18 protein-coding genes and 2 pseudogenes are annotated in these 18369 nt (G+C 71.4%); 9 read left to right on the forward strand and 11 right to left on the reverse strand.

Annotated elements, in window-relative coordinates:
* Window positions 1-19 precede the first annotated feature (19 nt).
* Entirely contained in the window at window positions 20-1240 is a 1221-nt protein-coding gene (locus ACFW3D_RS13545) for a TerD family protein (protein ID WP_500504392.1), read from the forward strand.
* A gap of 67 nt (window positions 1241-1307) precedes the next feature.
* Here the strand turns inward: ACFW3D_RS13545 and ACFW3D_RS13550 are convergent, their stop codons facing one another.
* Together ACFW3D_RS13550 and ACFW3D_RS13555 are read right to left on the reverse strand one after the other, a co-directional pair.
* Window positions 1308-2774, reverse strand: coding sequence for an alkaline phosphatase PhoX (locus tag ACFW3D_RS13550; RefSeq protein WP_500504276.1), 1467 nt, complete (start codon window positions 2772-2774; stop codon window positions 1308-1310).
* Window positions 2775-2927: 153 nt separating this feature from the next.
* The gene (locus tag ACFW3D_RS13555) at window positions 2928-4460 is read right to left on the reverse strand and encodes a hypothetical protein (RefSeq protein WP_500504277.1); all 1533 of its coding nucleotides are present in this window, start codon (window positions 4458-4460) and stop codon (window positions 2928-2930) included.
* Between the two features lie 61 nt (window positions 4461-4521).
* On the opposite strand from ACFW3D_RS13555, the gene ACFW3D_RS13560 reads away from it, so the two are divergent.
* On the forward strand, window positions 4522-5292 hold the full coding sequence (locus tag ACFW3D_RS13560) for a suppressor of fused domain protein (RefSeq protein WP_500504278.1): 771 nt from the start codon (window positions 4522-4524) through the stop codon (window positions 5290-5292).
* 25 nt (window positions 5293-5317) lie between these two features.
* On the opposite strand, the gene ACFW3D_RS13565 is transcribed toward ACFW3D_RS13560, so the two are convergent.
* The gene (locus tag ACFW3D_RS13565) at window positions 5318-6178 is read right to left on the reverse strand and encodes an alpha/beta fold hydrolase (RefSeq protein WP_500504280.1); all 861 of its coding nucleotides are present in this window, start codon (window positions 6176-6178) and stop codon (window positions 5318-5320) included.
* Between the two features lie 43 nt (window positions 6179-6221).
* Here ACFW3D_RS13565 and ACFW3D_RS13570 point away from each other — a divergent pair, with 43 nt between their 5' ends.
* Window positions 6222-7952 carry a dolichyl-phosphate-mannose--protein mannosyltransferase gene (locus ACFW3D_RS13570; RefSeq protein ID WP_500504281.1) on the forward strand — a complete coding sequence of 577 codons (1731 nt, stop codon included), beginning with the start codon at window positions 6222-6224 and terminating at the stop codon, window positions 7950-7952.
* A 32-nt stretch (window positions 7953-7984) separates the two neighbouring features.
* Here the strand turns inward: ACFW3D_RS13570 and ACFW3D_RS13575 are convergent, their stop codons facing one another.
* Together ACFW3D_RS13575 and ACFW3D_RS13580 are read right to left on the reverse strand one after the other, a co-directional pair.
* Entirely contained in the window at window positions 7985-8731 is a 747-nt protein-coding gene (locus ACFW3D_RS13575; protein ID WP_500504282.1) for a rhomboid family intramembrane serine protease, read from the reverse strand.
* A 102-nt stretch (window positions 8732-8833) separates the two neighbouring features.
* A complete protein-coding gene (locus ACFW3D_RS13580) occupies window positions 8834-9592 on the reverse strand; it encodes a hypothetical protein (RefSeq protein ID WP_500504283.1) in 759 nt (252 codons plus the stop codon).
* A 204-nt stretch (window positions 9593-9796) separates the two neighbouring features.
* On the opposite strand from ACFW3D_RS13580, the gene ACFW3D_RS13585 reads away from it, so the two are divergent.
* The 3 genes from ACFW3D_RS13585 to ACFW3D_RS13595 all read left to right on the forward strand — a co-directional run bounded on the left by ACFW3D_RS13585 (window position 9797) and on the right by ACFW3D_RS13595 (window position 11569).
* A complete protein-coding gene (locus ACFW3D_RS13585; RefSeq protein WP_500504284.1) occupies window positions 9797-10288 on the forward strand; it encodes a GNAT family N-acetyltransferase in 492 nt (163 codons plus the stop codon).
* Window positions 10289-10386: 98 nt separating this feature from the next.
* On the forward strand, window positions 10387-10884 hold the full coding sequence (locus ACFW3D_RS13590) for a DUF4279 domain-containing protein (protein ID WP_500504285.1): 498 nt from the start codon (window positions 10387-10389) through the stop codon (window positions 10882-10884).
* Window positions 10885-11359: 475 nt separating this feature from the next.
* Complete coding sequence (locus ACFW3D_RS13595; protein ID WP_500504286.1) at window positions 11360-11569, forward strand: hypothetical protein; 210 nt, start codon at window positions 11360-11362, stop codon at window positions 11567-11569.
* Window positions 11570-11678: 109 nt separating this feature from the next.
* Here the strand turns inward: ACFW3D_RS13595 and ACFW3D_RS13600 are convergent.
* Window positions 11679-11888 (reverse strand): annotated as a pseudogene (locus ACFW3D_RS13600) (site-specific integrase); the annotation flags it as partial.
* Between the two features lies 1 nt (window position 11889).
* On the opposite strand from ACFW3D_RS13600, the pseudogene ACFW3D_RS13605 reads away from it, so the two are divergent.
* From ACFW3D_RS13605 to ACFW3D_RS13615, 3 genes and pseudogenes are all read left to right on the forward strand, one after another.
* Window positions 11890-12148 (forward strand): annotated as a pseudogene (locus ACFW3D_RS13605) (NUDIX hydrolase); the annotation flags it as partial.
* A gap of 22 nt (window positions 12149-12170) precedes the next feature.
* Window positions 12171-12980: a hypothetical protein gene (locus ACFW3D_RS13610; protein WP_500504288.1), complete on the forward strand. Its 810-nt coding sequence runs from the start codon at window positions 12171-12173 to the stop codon at window positions 12978-12980.
* A gap of 397 nt (window positions 12981-13377) precedes the next feature.
* On the forward strand, window positions 13378-13773 hold the full coding sequence (locus tag ACFW3D_RS13615) for a hypothetical protein (RefSeq protein ID WP_500504290.1): 396 nt from the start codon (window positions 13378-13380) through the stop codon (window positions 13771-13773).
* A gap of 66 nt (window positions 13774-13839) precedes the next feature.
* On the opposite strand, the gene ACFW3D_RS13620 is transcribed toward ACFW3D_RS13615, so the two are convergent.
* The 5 genes from ACFW3D_RS13620 to ACFW3D_RS13640 all read right to left on the reverse strand — a co-directional run bounded on the left by ACFW3D_RS13620 (window position 13840) and on the right by ACFW3D_RS13640 (window position 18365).
* Window positions 13840-14130: a DUF1877 family protein gene (locus tag ACFW3D_RS13620; RefSeq protein WP_500504393.1), complete on the reverse strand. Its 291-nt coding sequence runs from the start codon at window positions 14128-14130 to the stop codon at window positions 13840-13842.
* Between the two features lie 327 nt (window positions 14131-14457).
* The gene (locus tag ACFW3D_RS13625; RefSeq protein WP_500504291.1) at window positions 14458-15105 is read right to left on the reverse strand and encodes a hypothetical protein; all 648 of its coding nucleotides are present in this window, start codon (window positions 15103-15105) and stop codon (window positions 14458-14460) included.
* Between the two features lie 215 nt (window positions 15106-15320).
* Window positions 15321-15752, reverse strand: coding sequence for a DUF4240 domain-containing protein (locus tag ACFW3D_RS13630; protein ID WP_500504292.1), 432 nt, complete (start codon window positions 15750-15752; stop codon window positions 15321-15323).
* Between the two features lie 332 nt (window positions 15753-16084).
* Window positions 16085-17077, reverse strand: coding sequence for a 2,3,4,5-tetrahydropyridine-2,6-dicarboxylate N-succinyltransferase (gene dapD, locus ACFW3D_RS13635; protein WP_500504293.1), 993 nt, complete (start codon window positions 17075-17077; stop codon window positions 16085-16087).
* A gap of 10 nt (window positions 17078-17087) precedes the next feature.
* On the reverse strand, window positions 17088-18365 hold the full coding sequence (locus ACFW3D_RS13640) for an MFS transporter (protein ID WP_500504294.1): 1278 nt from the start codon (window positions 18363-18365) through the stop codon (window positions 17088-17090).
* Between the last annotated feature and the right edge of the window lie 4 nt (window positions 18366-18369).

Here is an 18369-nt window from a genome sequence, read left to right on the forward strand (position 1 = left end):
TAAGCGGAGCATGACCGCAATGACACCCGGCTCGAACATCCCGCTCTCCGCGGCGCGCGTGACGGTGGAGGTATCCGCGCCCGTGCGGCTTGATGTGTCGGGCCTGCTGATCGCCGCCAACGGCAAGGTGCGCTCCGACGACGACTTCGTCTTCTACAACCAGCCCGCGGGACCGGGAGTGACCTACCGGTCCGGTGGCGGCACCTCACCCGACGCGATCACGGTCGACACCGCGGGAGTACCGGCTGACATCGAGAAGATCGTCGTGACGGCGAGCCCCGACGCGCCCGGGGCCACCTTCGCCGGCACCGAGCCGACGGCGACCGTGCGGGACGCCGACAGCGGCACCGTCCTCGCGACCTTCACCCCGCCGGCGCTGCGCACCGAGACCGCGCTCGTGGTGGTCGAGGTCTACCGCCGCGCCGGCGCCTGGAAGGCCCGCGCGGTCGGCCAGGGGTACGCGAACGGGCTGGCGGGCATCGCCACCGACTTCGGCGTCTCCGTCGACGAGCCCGCGGCCGCCGCGCCGCAGGCACCGCCCCAGGCGCCGCCCGTGGCTCCCCCGCCGCCCGCTCCTCCGGCCGCCGCCATGACCCCTCCCCCCGCTCCTCCGGCCGCGCCGCCGGTCCCGCCCGCCCCGCCTGCCCCGCCGGTCGGAACCGGCAAGATCAACCTGGACAAGGGCCGGGTCAACCTCCAGAAGAACCAGACGGTCTCCCTGGTCAAGGGGGGCAAGCCGCTGATGGCCTCGGTCCGCATGGGCCTCGGCTGGGAGCCCGCCTACCGCGGCAAGGACATCGACCTCGACGCCTCGGTCATCGCGTACGGACCGCAGCGCAACCACATCGAGTCCTGCTACTTCGGCCGGCTCAGCATCCTGAACGGCGCGATCCAGCACTCCGGCGACAACCTCACCGGCGAGGGCGCGGGCGACGACGAGGTGATCACCGTCCACCTCGGCGGGCTGCCGCCCGAGGTCACCGGGCTGGTCTTCACGGTGAACTCCTTCTCCGGCCAGAAGTTCAACCAGGTCGCCAAGGCCTACTGCCGTCTGATGGACGGCACGACGGGCGAGGAGCTGGTGCGCTTCGACCTCACCGGCGCCGAGCCCCGCACCGGCGTGATGATGGCCAAGTTCATCCGCCAGTTCTCCGGCGAGTGGGAGATGACCGCGATGGGCGACTTCGTCGACTCCCGCACCGTCAAGGGCATGGTCAAGCCCGCCGCGCAGGCGCTCTGAGCGACGCGACGAGCCCGGTGGCCCGTGCGGGGCACGGACCACCGGGCTCGGGTGACGCGGTCACGGTTCAGCAGGCGCCGCCGTGGCCCTGACGGCGCCACGGGCCGGTGATGGCCAGCATGATGCCCGGGTCCTGGATGTTGGCGAACAGCGTCTTGCCGTCGGGCGAGAAGGTCACCCCGGTGAACTCGCTGTACTCCGGCTCCTCCGCGGTGCCGATGTTCAGCTCGTTGCGGGCGATCGGGTAGGTGCGGCCGTCGCCGAGCGCGCCGAACAGGTGCTGCCGGCCCGCGCCGTCCTCGGCGATGACCAGGCCGCCGTAGGGCGAGACGGTGATGTTGTCCGGGCCGTCGAAGGCGCCGTCGGCCGACGGGTCGGGGTTGACGCCCAGGAGGACCTTGAGGGTCAGGGTGCGGCGCTTGGGGTCGTAGAACCACACGGCACCGTCGTGGGACGCGCCCGGGCTTTCCTCGCGGGCGTAGGAGGAGACGACGTACACGCCGCCGTCGCCCCACCACATGCCCTCCAGCTTGCGGGCCCGGGTGACCTCACCGGTCGCGAACTGCTTGCGGACGGAGGTCGTCTTCGCGTCGCGGTCCGGGACGTCCACCCAGTCCACGCCGTAGACCGTGCCGATCTTCGTGGCGCGGGACAGGTCGTCGACGAACTTGCCGCCCGAGTCGAAGCACTTGAAGGCCTGCAGCACGCCGGCGTCCTCGGGCAGCGCGCGCAGCCTGCCGCGGCCGTGGTGGAAGCCGGCCGGCGGCGTCCAGCGGAAGAACAGGCCGTTGGGGTTGGAGGCGTCCTCGGTCAGGAAGAGGTGGCCGCGCTTGGGGTCGACGACGACCGCCTCGTGCGCGTAGCGGCCCAGGGCCTTGATCGGCTTGGGGTCGCGGTTGGCCTTGCGGTCGTACGGATCGACCTCGAAGACGTAGCCGTGGTCCTTCAGGAAGCCGTTCTTGCCGGCCTTGTCCTCGGTCTCCTCGCAGGTCAGCCAGGTGCCCCAGGGGGTGCGGCCGCCCGCGCAGTTGGTGGCCGTGCCGGCCACACCGACCCACTCCACGACGTGGCCGCCGTGCTTGGCGACCTCGACGATGGTCACGCCGCCGGCCGCACCGGAGTCGTAGACCAGGCCCTCGGTCAGCGGGACCGGGTGCGGCCAGTCGGCGCGGGCGCCGGCCAGCTCGTGGTTGTTGGCGAGCAGCGTGGCGCCGCGCAGGCCCTCGAAGGTCGCCGTGCCGTCGTGGTTGGAGGGGGTCGACTCGCCGGACTCCAGCTTGGTGACGCCGGTCCGGGTGATGACGCGGTACGAGAAGCCCTCGGGCAGGGCGAGGATGCCCTTCGGGTCCGGGACCAGCTCGCCGTAGCCCAGCCGGCCGTGGTGCCGGGACGCGCCCGCCTCCGCGGCGGTCGCCGGCGCCTCGGCGGCGAGGGCGCCGGGGGCGGTCGCGAGGACGTCGACGGTTCCGGCCAGTGCGACTCCGGCACCGGTGATCGCCGTGCGCTTGGCGAAGTCTCTGCGGGTGAGAGTCATCGTTCTCTCCTGAGGCCACAAGGTCACTGCTCTGCCGCAGTCACGCTCCCGCCCCCCGGCGAACGGAAGTTGAACTGAGCAGGACATTCCGACGCCCATTCCCTGAGGCGTTCGGACCCGCGCCGCGCCCCTCCCCGCGGGGCCGGGGATGGTTCAGGGCGCCGCGGGGCCCGCCGAGCGGGCCTTGAAGGCCGCCTTGCGCGCCTCCTTGGCCAGCCGCTTGTCGGGGTGGATGCGCCCCATGGCCTCGAGGACGTCGGCGGTCGCCGGGTGGTCCACCCGCCAGGCGGCGGAGAAGAACCCGTCGTGCCGGGCGACGAGGTCGGTGACCAGTTCACGCAGCAACTCGGGGTCGTCGTCGGCGTCGAGCTGGGCGGCGAGGGTGTCGACGGTGAGCCAGAAGATCATGTCCTCGTCGGGCGCGGGGACGTCCGCCGCCTCGCGTTCCGTCAGCCAGACCCGGGCCAGTCCGCCGAGCTGGCGGTCGGCCAGGACCTCGCGCAGGGCCGGCTCGGCCTCGTCGCCGAGCAGGCTCAGGGTCTGCTGGGCCACCAGCCGGCGGCCGGGCGCGCTGCGGTCCTCGCCGCGCGCCGCCTCCAGCAGTTCGCGGGCCGCGTCGTACGGCTTGCGGTTGCCCAGCCACGCGTCGGCCTCCCGGCGGGCGATCTGGTCCGGGTACCGGAACAGTGCCTCCAGCAGGACGGCGGCGGGCTCGCCGGCCAGGTCGCCGGCGACCGGGGCGTGCATGCCGGCGTCGACCATCCGGGAGCGCACGCCGTACACCCCGAGCGGGGTCAGCCGCACCAGGCCGTAACGGGAGACCTCCTCGGGCCCGATCTCCTCCGGGAAGACCGCCGCCCCCTCGGCGGGGCCGTCGTCCTCGGACTCGGCCTCCTCGATCAGGGCCTCGTCCAGGGGCTGGTACTCCAGCAGCCCGGTGGTCGTGAGCAGCCGGAAGTGCTCGTCGAGGCGCATCATCACCTCGGTGACGTCCTCCAGCAGGGCGTCGCTCGGCTCCTCCACGTCCTCGGGGACGACGAGCGACGCGGCCAGGACCGGCAGCGGCACGGCGTCCTTGGTGTCACCGCCGGAGTCCTCCATGGCGGTGAAGAGGTAGAGGTTGGCCAGCGCGCCTTCGAGGAACTCGGCCTCCTCCTCCGGGTCCCAGTCCAGGCTGCCCAGGTCGACCTCGCCGTCGGGGCCCAGCTCCTCCATCAGGCCGTCGAGGTCGGGGGTCGCGGCCTCGGCCAGCGCCGTGTCCAGTGCGGCCAGCCACACCTCCAGCACCTCGCGCGGCCCGCCCGCGTCCAGCCGCTGCAGCGCCTCGCCGGGCACGGCGCGCCCCGCGGGCTCATCCAGCGCCACGATCCCGGCGCCGGCCTGCTCGTCGTCCTCGTCCGCTGCGTCCTCGATGTCGAGGTCGACGAGGCCGGCGTCCACGGCCACGCCCCAGGCCTGCGCCGCGTCCGCCGGGCCGTCCGGCTGCCCCTCCAGACCCAGCTCACGGACGGCACGCGGGACGTCCTCCGCGGTCAGCTCCCCCATCGCGTCCACGCTCACGTGCGGCGCGCACCAGCGTGCCAGTCGCACCGCGCGGTCGAGGAGCGGTACGGCGAGTGCGAACCGCGCCAGCTCCTCCTCGGGCAGCAGCCTCACCGGCGGCAGGTCGAGGCGGTCAGCGGCCATGGCGGGGTCTCCAATGCAGCGGTGTCCTGGGGGCGCCTGAAGGCGCAGCACCAGCCTAGACGTGTGCGCGCCCGGCGGGTGCGCTTCGGCCTTCCGTCACCCGCCGTTACCGCAACGGACGTGCGATCCGTCGGTATTGACGTGCGGGGGCGGGCCCCGGGGAAGGTGTACGGCCGTTCCACCCGTCAGCGGGGTCACTTCCGCCCCACCGCCGGAGCCGGCCCGGGGTACGCACGCCCCGCGCCGCGCGCCCCCGCGGAAGCACCGGTGCGCGACGGGGCGTACGACCGTCCCCCGCGCGCCGCCCCGCGGGCCACCCGGTGGGCACGGCCGCCCACGACCTGGGCGACGACCGGCGTCGCACGGTGCTTGGCTGCGGGTCGACGAGGTCGGCCCGGGTCCCCGCGGCGACCACTGGACCTATCTGACCGCCGGATGCCGGTCCCGGGCGAACCACGACGGCCACGGCGTCGAGTTCGTCCTGACCGCCCCGGTCCCCGACCCCCTCTTCGCCGACCTGATCGCCCTGACCGCCTTCTACCACTGCGGTCCCCGGCCGCACCCGCTCGGCGTGGGCCACAGCCTTCCGGTCGGCGAACCCTGGGTCCCCGGTTCGGCCTGCGACCACATCCTGGTCAGCCTCCCGTACCTCCACGGGTCCGACCTGGAGGTCTGCCACCTGCCGGGCGGCAGGGCCCGCCTGCTGTGGCTGCTGCCGGTGACCACGTCCGAGATCGTCTACCGCCGCGAGCACGGTACGGAGGCACTGGAGCAGCGCTTCGACGACGCGGGGATCCGTCCGCCGGACCTGCACCGTCCGCCGGTCGTCTGAGCCGCGTCGCCGTACCCTCCGCGGGTCAGCCCTCCCGGAGGAAGTCCTCCAGGGCCTCCAGCCAGGCGTCAGGCCGGTCGATGTGGGCCATGTGCCCGGCCTCCTCGATGATCGCGGCCCGCGCGGACGGAAGGATCCGCAGTGTCGGTGCGACCAGGCCGACCGGGAAGGTCATGTCCTGCCGTCCGTGCAGCAGCAGCACGGGGAGGCCGAGCGCCGCGAGCCGCTCGGGGTCGTCCGGGCGGCGCGGCCCCGGCAGCGTCCCGGCCTCGAAGGGGCGCAGCCACTCCGCGGTGAAGCGGACGCCGCGCAGGACGTCGAGGTAACCGGGCAGTGCCGCCGCGCGCCACACGTTCGCCGGCGCGGAGGCCAGGGCGGCGGCACGGGTGAGGGCCGCCCCGGACAGCGAGGGGTCGGACCACACCGCGGCCTCCGCAGCGAGCCGTTCCTCGCGCTCCCGCCAGCCGTCGAAGGCGTCCGGCGGCACGGGCAGCACGCTGCTCGACGCGATCACCAGGCGCCGTACGCGCCCGGGCGCGGCCAGGGCGAGGCGCTGCGCGATCAGCCCTCCGTACGAGAAGCCGAGCACGTCCGTCCGCCCGATGCCCAGCGCGTCCAGCAGCCGCGCGAGGTCGGCGGTGGCCGCGTCCGGCGTGTAGTGGCCGTCGGCGAGCCCGCGGGTGGAGCGACCGCAGCCGCGCAGGTCCGGCAGGACGATCCGGCGGTGCCCGGCGAGACGGTCCAGGGGCCGCCGCAGATACGTGTGGTCCCAGTCGGGTCCACCGTGCACCACCAGCAGCGGCGGACCGGCCGGATCGCCTGCCAGGGCGACGAACAACTCCACCGCCGGGTCGCGCGAGACCGGCACCAGGATCTCCTCGAACACGGGGGCCAGTATGACGATCCGACAACGTCCTTAGGATGTCCGGGTGACGACGGACACCGCTACGCCGGACCGCACCGACGACGACGCCGGCGACCCCCGGGCGGCGACCGCCGCAGCCGACTGGCCGCTGCGACTGCGCCGGTTCGGCCACAGCCCACGCCCCCGGACCGACACCCGCGAGCGGCTGGTCCCGCCCTTCCCCGAACCGGGCACCCGCACGTGGCGGGCCCTGGGCCTGGGACCGGCCCGTGCGCACCGCGCCGCACGGGCCATGGGCTGGCTCGGCCCCGTCCTGGTCGCCGTCCTCGCCGGCGTACTGCGCTTCGTGGGCCTCGGCAGCCCGCACGCCATCGTCTTCGACGAGACGTTCTACGCCAAGGACTCCTGGTCCCTGCTCCAGCTCGGCTACGAGGGCGGCTGGCCCGACCGCAAGGTCTCGGACCCGCAGATCCTGGGCGACCCCCAGGTCATCCCGCTCTCCGGGACCGGCCACTTCATGGCGCACCCGCCGATGGGCAAGTGGGTGATCGCGCTCGGCGAGTGGATGTTCGGCCTGAACCCGCTCGGCTGGCGCTTCATGGCGGCGGTGCTCGGCACCCTGTCGGTGCTGATGCTCTGCCGCATCGGCCGCCGCCTGTTCCGCTCCACCGCTCTGGGCTGCCTGGCCGGCGGGCTGATGGCGGTGGACGGGCTGCACTTCGTGATGAGCCGCGTCGCGCTGCTCGACGTGTTCGTCATGTTCTTCGTGCTGGCGGCGTTCGGCTGCCTGCTGATCGACCGCGACCGCGCGCGGGCCCGGCTCGCCGCGGCCCTCCCGGTGGACGGCGACGGCTTCGCCGGTCCCGACCGGGACACCGGCGCCCGCGCGGGAACCGGCCCGCGGCCCTGGCGGCTCGCGGCCGGCGTGCTCCTGGGCCTCGCGTCCGCCGTCAAGTGGAACGGCCTGTACTACCTGGCGTTCTTCGTGTTGCTGACCGTGCTCTGGGACGTCGGCGCCCGCCGCCTGGCCGGGGCCCGCCGCCCCTACCGCGCGGTGCTCCGCCGCGACCTCGGCTGGTCCTTCCTGTCCCTCGTCCCGGTCGCCGTGGTGACGTACGTGGTGACCTGGACCGGCTGGTTCCTCAGCGACGACGGCTACGGCCGGCACTGGGCCGACGGCCGCGGCGGCACGTGGTCGTGGATCCCGGCGCCGCTGCGCAGCCTGTGGCACTACGAGTACGGGGTCTACCAGTTCAACGTCGGCCTGGAGGACCCGCACCCCTACCAGTCCAACCCGTGGAGCTGGCTGGTCCTGGGCCGTCCGGTGTCCTTCTTCTACGAGTCCCCCAAGCTGGGGCAGGACGGCTGCGGCGCCCGCGACTGCTCGCGGGAGATCCTCGCCCTCGGCACTCCCCTGCTGTGGTGGGCGGCCTGCTTCGCCCTCGGCTACCTGCTCTACCGCTGGGCGCTGCGCCGCGACTGGCGCGCCGGCGCCGTCCTGTGCGCGGTCGCCGCGGGCTACCTGCCGTGGTTCCACTACCAGAACCGCACCATCTTCTCCTTCTACGCCGTCGTCTTCCTCCCCTACCTCTGCCTCGCCCTCGCCATGGCGCTCGGCGCGCTGCTGGGCCCGGCAGGGGCGACCGAACGCCGCCGCGCCTACGGGGTGGTGGCCGCTGGCGTGCTCGTCCTGCTGATCGTCTGGAACTTCATCTACTTCTTCCCGATCTACACCGGGCGGACGATCCCCTACGACGCCTGGCACGCCAGGATGTGGCTCGACACCTGGATCTGAGGCGCCCGGCGCCCTTGCGCGGACGACAGGCCCTAGAGCAGTCCCAGGTCGCCCAGTTCCTTGTGCAGATCGGCGCGCGGGTTGTCGGCGGGGGCCGGGAGACCGGCTCGGGTCGCGGCGGAGGGCCCGCCGCTCCCGCGGGCCGGCTGATCGGCGCGGGCGCGCCGGTCGCGGAAGAGCCAGGCCCCCACCAGGCCGCCGGCCAGTCCGCCGAGGTGGCCCAGCCAGCTCACGCCGGGCGTCCCGGGTACGGCCACCGTCAGCATGTAGGCGAAGGACGCCGCCATCACGATGCCGATGAGGGTGTCGATCAGGTGCCGGTCGAACAGCCCGCGCACCACGACGTAGCCGAAGTAGCCGAAGATCAGGCCGCTGGCGCCGACCGTGTCGGCGTTGCCCTGCTCAAAGAACCAGACCGCGAGGCCGCTGGTCACGGCAACGAGCAGGCTCAGCGCGAGGAACCGGCCCACCCCGCGGTACGCGGCGAGGAAGCCGAACACGAACAGCGGACCGGAGTTGCTCTCGATGTGCGCCCAGCTCCAGTGGAGGAAGGGCGCGGTCAGGACGTTCGGCAGGGAGCCGACGTCGCTGGAGACCACCCCGTAGTCCCGCGACAGCGCGTAGTGGCCGGCGTAGTTGGCCACCTGCAGCAGCCAGACGACCACAAGGAAGCCGAACACCACGAAGAACGCCTTCCGCGCCTCCGCGATCATCTCCTCGGGGCGTACGGAGGCGCGTACCGCCCCCGAGCCCGACCCGTCCCGCTCCGCCCCACCCATGACACGCTCCCTCCCCGGCGGCCCCCCGGCCGCCCGCACCACGAACCCCGCGGATCACATGGTGCCCTAGGCGACCGGTTCCGCCCAAGCGTCCCGGGGACGTCAGCCCACGAAACTGCCGCCCCGCGTCCCCAGGCGCTCGTCCCCGACCTCCAGCAGTACGTCGGAGATCGTGAAGTGCTCTTCGAGGGCGCTCCGCAGCGCCGCCAGCGCGGCTCGGATCTCGGCCAGCTGCTCGCGCGGCCTGCGCTCCCTCAGGTACCGGACCACGCACTCGTAGGTCTCCGGTCCCCATTCGGACGTCGTGGTCAGCGCGGTGCCGTACCACCGGGGCGAGAATTCCCGCAGATTGGCCATCATCCGGTCCTGGCTCTCCCTGCTGCGGGGATGACCGACGTCCATGGCCCTCGCGAGGTCCTCCTGCGTCGGGGCGAGCGGCAGGGCTCCGGAGCGCATGACGGCGAGGAGCAGTTGCAGTGCGTTGAACTTCCCGCTGAGCAGCGGCTGAAGCCGGTTGTAGGCGTCGGGATCGATGATCTGCAGCGCCACACCGCGGTCGCTCATCAGACCGGAGATCCGCGTGAGGTTCACGATCTGCCGCTGCACGTCCCGGGTGACCCAGTCCCCGGCGGTCAGCGCGTAGGCGTCGTCGCCACGCTCGAGGTGGCGGCCCATCCTCTCCTGGTAGGCCTCCAGTTTCCGGACGATCCCTTCGGCCTCCAGCATCGCCTCGTTGAGCCTCACGTAGAGGATGAACAACTCGGCACCGAGCTTGCGACGCCGCTTCTCCTCACGAATCGCCCTGAGCCCCGGCAGCCCTTGTGCGAGTGCCTCGACCAGGGTTCGTACGAGTTCGACCATGGCTGTCCTTCCCGGTCCGATCGGACGGTGGCGGGAACCGGCGGGGCCGGACTCTGACAGCCGGTGAACGTCAGGGGTCGGACATCGGTTCCGCCCGCCGGCACCGCCGCGTGCCGCCTCCACGCTCGTGCCCGCCGCGCCGGTCCCGCCCGGTCCGCATACGCTGCGAAGACGTCCGACCTTGCCGGCGGGAAAGGGTGTGGCATGACGTCCGCAGGCGTGCACCTCCGGGAGATCACCGACGAGAACCGGGAAGCCGTCCGTGCCCTCCGCGTCCGGCACAAGCAGAAGCAGTTCGTCGCGTCGGTGTCCCTGTCCCTCAAGCAGGCCGCGAAGATGCCGGACGCCGGCCCCTGGTACCGCGCCGTGTACCGCGGCGACGAGCCGGTCGGCTTCGTGATGCTCTCGTGGAGACCGCCGTCCGGCCCCTACCGGGGGCGGCACTTCATCTGGCGCCTCCTGATCGACAAGCGGTACCAGGGGCACGGGATCGGCCGCGAGGTGCTCACGCAGATCGCCGACCTGGTCCGCGCGGACGGCGCCACGGAGCTGCTGACCAGCTACGAGCCCGGCGACGGCGAGCCCTGGCCCTTCTACCGGAAGTTCGGCTTCGAGCCCACCGGGGACATCGACGACGGCGAGATCGTCCTGCGGCTCCCCCTCCCGCCCGCGACCGCCGACGCTCCTCACGGCTGAGGCGGCGGCGGAGCGTCCGGCGTGCGCGATCACCCGCTGCCGGCCCTCCCCTGGGACCGGCAACGGCATCACCCGAACTCGGGGGTAGTATCTCGCGAATGCCGGTGCGTCAGTACGTCTGTTTCGCCTTGTACAGCCGTCACACCCCGGCGGACGAGATGACCCGGCGGCTTGGCGTCAGCCCTGACAAGGTGTCGGTCCGGGACAGCCGCCGCACCGGGCCGACGGTGGTCCCGGTCGACCACTCGTGGGAGATCGTCTGCTCGGAACCGGACTTGAACGTGGACGAGCAGATCGTCCGCGTCCTCGACAGGCTCCGGCCCCACATCGACGACGTGGCCGAACTCGCCGGCCGCCTGGCTGCGGAAGGCGGCGGGGCCGTGCCCCAGGTGGTGCGCTACTTCGACGACGCGACCGGGGACCGTCCCGGAGTCCCGGACGGCCCGAACCTCTTCGGTTGGCACCTGGACCGCGGGACCATGGACTTCCTCACCGCAGTCGGTGCCGAACTCGACGTCGACGAGTACGACTTGACCTCCGGCCCGAACGAGGACCGAACGCACGAGCTCCCTCCCGGGCCGCCCGGCCCCGGGTGAGGCGCTCGTCACGTCCGGCCGGGGCGGCCGCGGATCAGGGCCGCCGCAGGGCGCGGCCGTCACCTGCGGCACGATCACCCGGCGCGCGAACCGCCAGCAGCTACGGACGGGACGGCTTGAATTCGTGCACACGTTCGAGTCCAGCCGTGCGGCCTGCGGTGATCCCGCCCGGTCATCCGCCGCTCACCCCACCGGCACCAGCCGTACGACGCCATGAGGCGCGGGCGGCGGTCCGGACCCAGACCCCCACATCGCAGGCAGCCCAGGCTCCCCCGCGAGCCCTCGACTGAACTTGTTCACCGCGAGGTGGCCACGCGCAACACCGCCCACCAGGGCCTGTCCGACGGGCCGCGTCACCGGCCCCGCGCCCGACAGCGCTGTCACCCGAATGGCGCAGCATGACGTGCCCACCCACATGGGTGAAGATCAGGCTGAGTAGTGCCCCAACTGCGGCAATGCGTGAAAGGGGAACCACATGCGCATTCGACGAATCCTCGCCGCCGCCATCGCCACGGCAGCCCTCACCGGACTCGGCCTCGCGGGCGCAGCCACCGCCACCGCCGCCGCCCCCGCCGCCACCACCGCCAGCCCCACCCCGGGTGAGTGCGAACAGGGCGGCGGAACGGTCGATTGGGCGACCAACACCTGCAAGGGCGGCACGTACGACGGGCAGATGGTCGACTAGCCCCCGCCGGGTGCCCCGCAGCCACGCGCTGCGGGGCGCTCCCGCGCGAGCCAAGACGGCCCCAGGTCACGGCTGCCGGCGGTCAGTTGTGGCTGTGCTCTATGAGATGCAGGTCAGACGTCAACGCCTCGATGCTCTCCCCCGCGTCCAGGAGCACGGAGGCATAGAAATGCCGTAGGGCATGCATGCCGTTCTCCCGTCCGAGGGCGATGCCGGCCGAGGCGAGCGCTGGACGCCACACGGCGCGGTTGAAGCGAAACCGGTGCAGCCACTGCTTCCGCGCATTGACGAACAGCAGTGAAGCCGTGACAGGTGGACCCGGCATCCACGTCGAAGAGGGCCGGCTCGCTGGGGGTCTACAAGAACACCACCCGCGGCATCGTTGCCCTGGTCTTCCGTTGTAAGCCCGCCGGCGGCACCGAACGCACCTCGGACGAGTCCACAGCCGTCGACTGGCTCACGCCCGACGAAGTCGCCGAGCGCATGTCCGAAGTCTTCGCGGTCCGGCTGCTCGACGCCCTCGACGGCGAGGCTCCCCATGTGCGGAGCCACGATGGCAAGCACCTGAATCCCGTCGGATGGCCCTCCGTAGCATGTCCCGGTGACGACCGAACCAGAGCACACCACGACCGCGGTGATGCGGTATCTGCCCAAGCCGGAAGCGATACTCCGCGACACCGACTGGGCCGGTCTGGAGCACCTGTGGGGTCCCGCAAGCGACATACCCGCTTCGCTGGCGGCCCTGCGCGGTACCGATCCCGTCGTCCACGCGCGCGTCATGGACAAGGACCTCGACTGCCTGCGCCACTCAAACAGCGTCTCCCCGGCCACGGTGCCCGCGGCGTTGTTCATTGCCGCGATCCTTCCCGAGCCAAGTACCGAGGTCGAAGGGACCTACTACTCCTGGGAACATCCAGTCGGAGGGGAACGGCGCAGCCTGCTCCGTGTGGAACTGCTCGAATGGCTGGCGTCGCTGGCCCACGACACCGACGACGAGTTGTACGGCAGGCTACTGAGGCGGGGCGAAGTCTCACCGGAGATCGAGGCGGTACGGGCCTTGCGGCCACTGTTCTTCCAGGCAGTCGCCCCCTTCCTGGACGACGGCAAGCCTGCTGTGCGCCACGCGGCCCTCGTGACAGCCGTCTTCCTCTCCGAACACCCCGACCTGACAGGCCACCGCCCTGACCTGACCATCCGTGCCCGGGATCTGCTGACGACCTGCGAACGCCCCCAGTACTACCGACACAGCGCCATCGACGGCCTCAAAGCCTGGGGCCAGCACTACGAAGACCTCATGCGCCCCACCGACGTCCGTCCACCCCGGCCGACAGAACACGATGGATCGCCGTGGGGTGATGCGGCCTCCATCGACGACCAACACTCCGGCTTCAGCGACGACCCGCCCTTCTAGGCCACCCGCCTCAGGCCCAACGCCTTTAACGTACGCAGCGCCGAGACCGACAATTTTCCATCAGTTGAGGACGCGGCTCAGGCGCGGGCATCGCTAAGGTTGCACGATCCAGGGGAGCGGCCGGTACGAGAATGACCTCGTGACTTCCCCGTCAGCGATTGATCTGCCCCGTTTTCTTACGAATTGGCACGGTATACCTGATCGGCCACCCAAGCAGTTGCCTGCCGCCTGTGAGTGGCTTCCGGACCCCCTAAAAGAATGCCATGCCCTCTTTTCCCGGTGGAGCAAACCACTCACGCGCCTCAACAACATGGTTCCGCCTGAGTGGATCAGCGCAAAGTACGGCAAAGCTATCTTCCTGTGCGACGGAAGCCGCGATTGGCAATCCGCTTTCGATTTGGAAGATCCTGATGTCGTCTACGAGAGAGAGGTCGACGAGGAGTGGGAGCGGAGCGCCGAGTCCCTTTCGGAGGTCCTTATCCACAACGCGCTACTTGAAGTTGTTTGGACCGCTCCGTACCGACAGTGGAGCACTATGGCGGACGACACTCTCCTAGAAGTTCTTGCGCCAATGACCGAAGTCACCTTCGGAGGATGGCGCTGGTACAACAACCCCTTTTGTCGAATCTTCATGAGCGACACACTTATCGCAACAGTTGATCCGATCCGGGATCTACGCAATCAAGAGTTCGATCAGCCTGGATACACAGACGCCCAAGTCGCGGCTACGAATCCCACACACCTTGCATACCTGGACGAGGTCCCGCAGCTCGGCTGGCGCCGAAGGCCCTGAATGAGAGCACGACAGGAGCCATAAGGACCGGTGATTCCCAAGCTCAGAGTGCAGCCTCGATTCCCGTCAGCGGTAGACCCGAACGAGAATCGCGTCTCCGTCTCGGGCCGCGGCACCGAAGAACCGGGTCAGGCCGGCGTAGTAGTCGCGTCCCCACTCCAGGGAGTCCGGGGTGTCCCATCTCAGGGGGTACACGTCGGCCCTATTCAGTTCCTGAGGGTCGAGGCCAACGAGTAGTTGGTCGTACGTCGTACGGGCAAGGATTTCTGCGCCCAGGCGGACGCGCTCGGCGGGTAGGTAGCGAGGCGGGCCGTATCCCCAGTCCTCGGTCTCGGCGAACGCCGCCTCGCCATGGATGACATCGACGGGGAGTCAGCCGCCGTCCTGCTCCTGGGATTGATCCTCGCGGCCCTTTCGCTCTGGGAGCACACCCACCCTTCGCCCAAGCGGCGGCAAGCACGGGAGCTTGAGCAAGATGGCAAAGGCTGACATCGACGGGTGACATCAACGTACCCGAACGGCGACGGATCGCATCAACTGCCCGGACGACCTGATGTCGCCGATGACCGCGGATTTCTGCAGGCGGGGCGAAACTGCGATCGAACTTACAAGGCAGGCGTCGACGGCCAGAGTCCACCAGCTGCACCGTGACAGTAGCGGCGACCCCCGGCACTGCGCGGCGGATCACCGGTCCCGGCGTGTGCGCTTGCTCACCCGTCCCAGGAGGCCGCGGCGGGCGGGCCCGGTGAAGGGCGGGAGCTCCGCGAAGCCGGGTTCGGCGCCCAGGGTCCCGGCTAGGTGGGCGAGCGCCGTCCGTACCCGGGTGAGCGGGTGGCCGGGGAAGCGCGCGTCGTACTCCTGGGCGTCGGCGCGGTGGAAGGGGAGCCCGCCGCGCAGCCCGGGCGCGTAGGGATGTTCCAGGAAGTACTGCTCGGGCCCGAGTTCGGCGAGCACCATGGCCTCGCGCATCCCTGTGACGCCGTCTTCAAAGGCCTGCACCTTGACCACCGCGCTGCAGGCCGCGCGCGGCAGGGTGTAAGTGCCCAGGAACGCCTGGCCTCTCGGCCGGTCCGGCAGCGGCACTTTGAGTACCTGGCGCAGCGCCGGCAGTCCGGCGACCCGGACGACGTCGGCCTCGATGAGACCGCCGCCCGCGTCGGCCGTGAAGCGGGCGAGTGCCTGCCGGAGCCGGTCCGGCTCCTCCAGGGGCGCCGGTATGTCCGGGGGCAGATCGAAGAAGTGCAGGCTGATCACATCGCCGTGGTCATCGGTCCAGGCGTGCTCGGCGACCTGCCGGTAGCCCGGCAGGTCCGCACCGTCGAGTGGTCCCATTGGGAAACGATCATGCCGTAGGGGCGAGTTCGGTGTCACGACGCACCAGGGCCGCATACCTGCCGTCGAGGGCGAGCAGTCGGTCGTGCGTACCGCGTTCGGTGATCCGCCGTGGTCCAGCACTCCGAAAGATCCAGCACCGCAGCGACATCACCGGCGGCCGCCTCATCGAAACCGGACTCGCGCCGACGCGCACCGGAGCTGGGGTTCGGGTTCTAGGAGCGGGCCCAGCCCGCGGTGTTGGAGTAGGACTCATAGGAGTAGCGCGTCCGGCGTCCCCACTCCTCGCCGGTGATGCGCTCATACGCCTGATCTGGAACGTACAGCAAGTTTTCGGCCCAAACACCACCAGCGGCGAACGGCACGAACTCCGCCGGATCCCGAAGGACCCGGTCGTACGTCTCTCGTCCCGCAGCAACCACAGCGGTCCGGGTGTACAGAAAGGCGTCGCCCGACAGGCTGAGCCCGTACTCTCTGCGATCCAACCGGTAGAGGGCCCACGACATCTGTTCAGCGAACTGTTTGACCGTACCCAAAGGGCCCGCGACCAGGCGCGACGTCAGAGCAGCTACGAGTTGCTCCGCGTCCGGGTCCGGTGGCTCCGGCTTGCAGTCCTCGATCAACTGCCAGAAGGCGTTCTCATCCACGATCCAGAGCATGACGGATGGGTCTGACGGGAGGACGGCGTACCACAGCCGTGCCACATCAGGCGGTAAGCCACGGTCAACGATGGTTCGCCGCAGTCAAGATGCGTCGCTGAGCTGCGGACCCGACAAACCTGACTTGACCTGTGCACCCTCGATGACACTGACCACCAGGCTTACAAGGCGGATGTCCTCCAACACGCGAGCGCCCTCCCGGGCCGTCCTGGGGCCGTGGAAGGGCGCTCAACGATGACCAACGCCGACAACTGCCGACAGCTCGGCGGCAGGTCAGAGCAATGATCGATGTGGCGGCCGCAGGTCACGGCCGCCTGCGGTCAGTTGTGGCTGTGCAGGATCTCGTTCAGCCCGCCCCAGGAGCCCTTGCGCTGGAGGACCTCGACCGTGCCGGTGATGGAGTTGCGGCGGAAGAGGAGGTTGTTGGCGCCGGAGAGCTCCTTGGCCTTGACGATGGTCTCGTCGGGGAGGCAGACCCGGGTGCCCGCCGTGACGTAGAGGCCGGCCTCGACGACGCAGTCGTCGCCCAGGGAGATGCCGATGCCGGCCTCGGCGCCGAGGAGGCAGCGTTCGCCGATGGAGACGACGGCCTTGCCGCCGCCGGACAGGGTGCCCATGATCGAGGCGCCGCCGCCGATGTCGGAACCGTCGCCGACGATGACGCCCTGGCTGATGCGGCCCTCCACCATGGAGGTGCCCAGCGTGCCGGCGTTGAAGTTGCAGAAGCCCTCGTGCATCACGGTCGTGCCGGACGCGAGGTGGGCGCCGAGGCGGACGCGGTCGGCATCGGCGATGCGGACGCCGGAGGGGACGACGTAGTCCGTCATGCGCGGGAACTTGTCGACGCCGTAGACCGACAGGTGCAGGCCCTCGGCGCGGGCGGCGAGGCGGGCGCGCTCGACGTTCCCGGCGGGGACGGGGCCGATGGAGGTCCAGGCGACGTTGGCCAGGAGGCCGAAGATGCCGTCCAGGTTCTGGCCGTTGGGCTTCACCAGGCGGTGGCTCAGCAGGTGCAGGCGCAGGTAGGCGTCATGGGCGTCGAGCGGCTTGTCGTCGGTCGAGGCGATGACGGTGCGCACGGCGACGACCTCGACACCGCGGCGCGGGTCCGCCCCCAGGGCCTTGGGGGCCGCGTCGCCCAGCAGTTGGGCGGCCTGTTCGGCGGTGAGCCGTTCCGTCCCGGCGGGGCCGGGCGCCGCCACGAGCTCGGGCGCGGGGTACCAGGTGTCGAGGACGGTGCCGTCGTCGGCGATCGTGGCGAGGCCTGCGGCAACGGCACCGGTGGCGCGAGAGGTGGCGGTCGTTTCAGTCATATGTCGAACGCTAGTCGCTGCGCCCGGCGCTTGCCCAACCGGCCCGCCATCCGGAACGGCGCCGCGTCGCACCCGCCCCACCCGGCACGGCTCCGGCGGACACCGCCTCCGCGGCCGCCTCCCCCGCGCCGCGCCGCCACCGCGCCGCAGTGCCCAGCAGCACCGCCCCGCTGAGCGCGGCCAGCACCGCGCACACCGGCCAGAGCGCGCCCGGCGCGGCGTCGTAGAGGGCGCCGCCGAGGGGCGGGGCGAGGACGGTGCCGCTGACGGAGGCCCCCGCGTACAGGGACTGGAAGCGGCCCTGCAGGTGGTCCGGGGCGCTGTCGGCCACGTACGCGGTGGCGGTGGTCTTGTAGAGGATCTCCCCCGCCGTGAGGAGGAGCATCATGGTCACCGCCGTGGCGATGTACGGCCCGCCCGCCAGGGCCGCGTAGCCGGCGCCGACCAGCACGAGCCCGGTGCCGATGATCGGCAGGGGCGGGCGGCGGCGCAGGGCGACGGTGGCCGGGATCTCCAGGCAGAGGATGACGCCGCCGTTGACGGCGATCAGCAGGCCGTACACGGCGGTGCCAATGCCGTGGTCGGCGAGCCAGACGGGCAGGGTGGAGTACTGCTGCCGGTAGACGGTGTCGGTGACGAGGATCGTCGCCAGCAGCACCACGACGGCGGGCCTGGCGCGCAGCGCCGCCCACAGCCCCTCGGTGCGGGCGGGGCGCGCGGCGCGGCCCCGGCGGACGCCCTGGGCGGGCAGCGCGAGGGCGGCGTAGCCGGCGAAGAGCAGGGTGCCGAGGCCGTCGGCGACGAAGAGCCAGGTGTACGAGGTGTGAGCGGCCAGCAGCGCGCCGAGCGGCGGCCCCACGGTGAAGCCCGCGTTGGAGGCGAAGCGCAGCACGGCGAAGCCCTGGCGGCGCGCGCCCTCGGGCACGGAGACGGCGACGAGCGCGGAGTTGGCGGCGCGCACGGTGCCGGCCGCGTACTGCGCGAGCAGCAGGACGGGCAGCAGCGCGGTGGTGGGCAGGGCGGGCAGCAGGACGAGTCCGGCGCCCGAGACGGCGGATCCGGCCAGCAGGACGCGGCGGTGGCCGAGGTGGTCGCCGAACCAGCCGCCGGTGAAGTTGCCGGCGACCAGGCCCACCCCGCCCGTGCCGGCGATCAGCCCGGCCTGCGCGACGGGCAGGTCCCGTACCGCGGTCAGCCAGACGAAGAGGTAGACGAAGGTGAAGCTCACGACCGCGTTCGTGAAGACCCCCGCGGCCAGCGACCAGACGACCCTGGGCACCTCGCGCATACCC

Source organism: Streptomyces sp. NPDC058864 (assembly GCF_042742985.1).
Classification (GTDB): domain Bacteria; phylum Actinomycetota; class Actinomycetes; order Streptomycetales; family Streptomycetaceae; genus Actinacidiphila.

Bases quoted from the DNA above. Each gene is read 5' to 3' on its own strand.
- ACFW3D_RS13575 (WP_500504282.1), bottom strand. From the start codon at position 8,731: ATGGGTGGGGCGGAGCGGGACGGGTCGGGCTCGGGGGCGGTACGCGCC.
- ACFW3D_RS13625 (WP_500504291.1), bottom strand. From the start codon at position 15,105: ATGGGACCACTCGACGGTGCGGACCTGCCGGGCTACCGGCAGGTCGCC.
- dapD (WP_500504293.1), bottom strand. From the start codon at position 17,077: ATGACTGAAACGACCGCCACCTCTCGCGCCACCGGTGCCGTTGCCGCA.
- ACFW3D_RS13640 (WP_500504294.1), bottom strand. From the start codon at position 18,365: ATGCGCGAGGTGCCCAGGGTCGTCTGGTCGCTGGCCGCGGGGGTCTTC.
- ACFW3D_RS13585 (WP_500504284.1), top strand. From the start codon at position 9,797: ATGACGTCCGCAGGCGTGCACCTCCGGGAGATCACCGACGAGAACCGG.
- ACFW3D_RS13590 (WP_500504285.1), top strand. From the start codon at position 10,387: ATGCCGGTGCGTCAGTACGTCTGTTTCGCCTTGTACAGCCGTCACACC.
- ACFW3D_RS13555 (WP_500504277.1), bottom strand. From the start codon at position 4,460: ATGGCCGCTGACCGCCTCGACCTGCCGCCGGTGAGGCTGCTGCCCGAG.
- ACFW3D_RS13545 (WP_500504392.1), top strand. From the start codon at position 20: ATGACACCCGGCTCGAACATCCCGCTCTCCGCGGCGCGCGTGACGGTG.
- ACFW3D_RS13595 (WP_500504286.1), top strand. From the start codon at position 11,360: ATGCGCATTCGACGAATCCTCGCCGCCGCCATCGCCACGGCAGCCCTC.
- ACFW3D_RS13580 (WP_500504283.1), bottom strand. From the start codon at position 9,592: ATGGTCGAACTCGTACGAACCCTGGTCGAGGCACTCGCACAAGGGCTG.
- ACFW3D_RS13550 (WP_500504276.1), bottom strand. From the start codon at position 2,774: ATGACTCTCACCCGCAGAGACTTCGCCAAGCGCACGGCGATCACCGGT.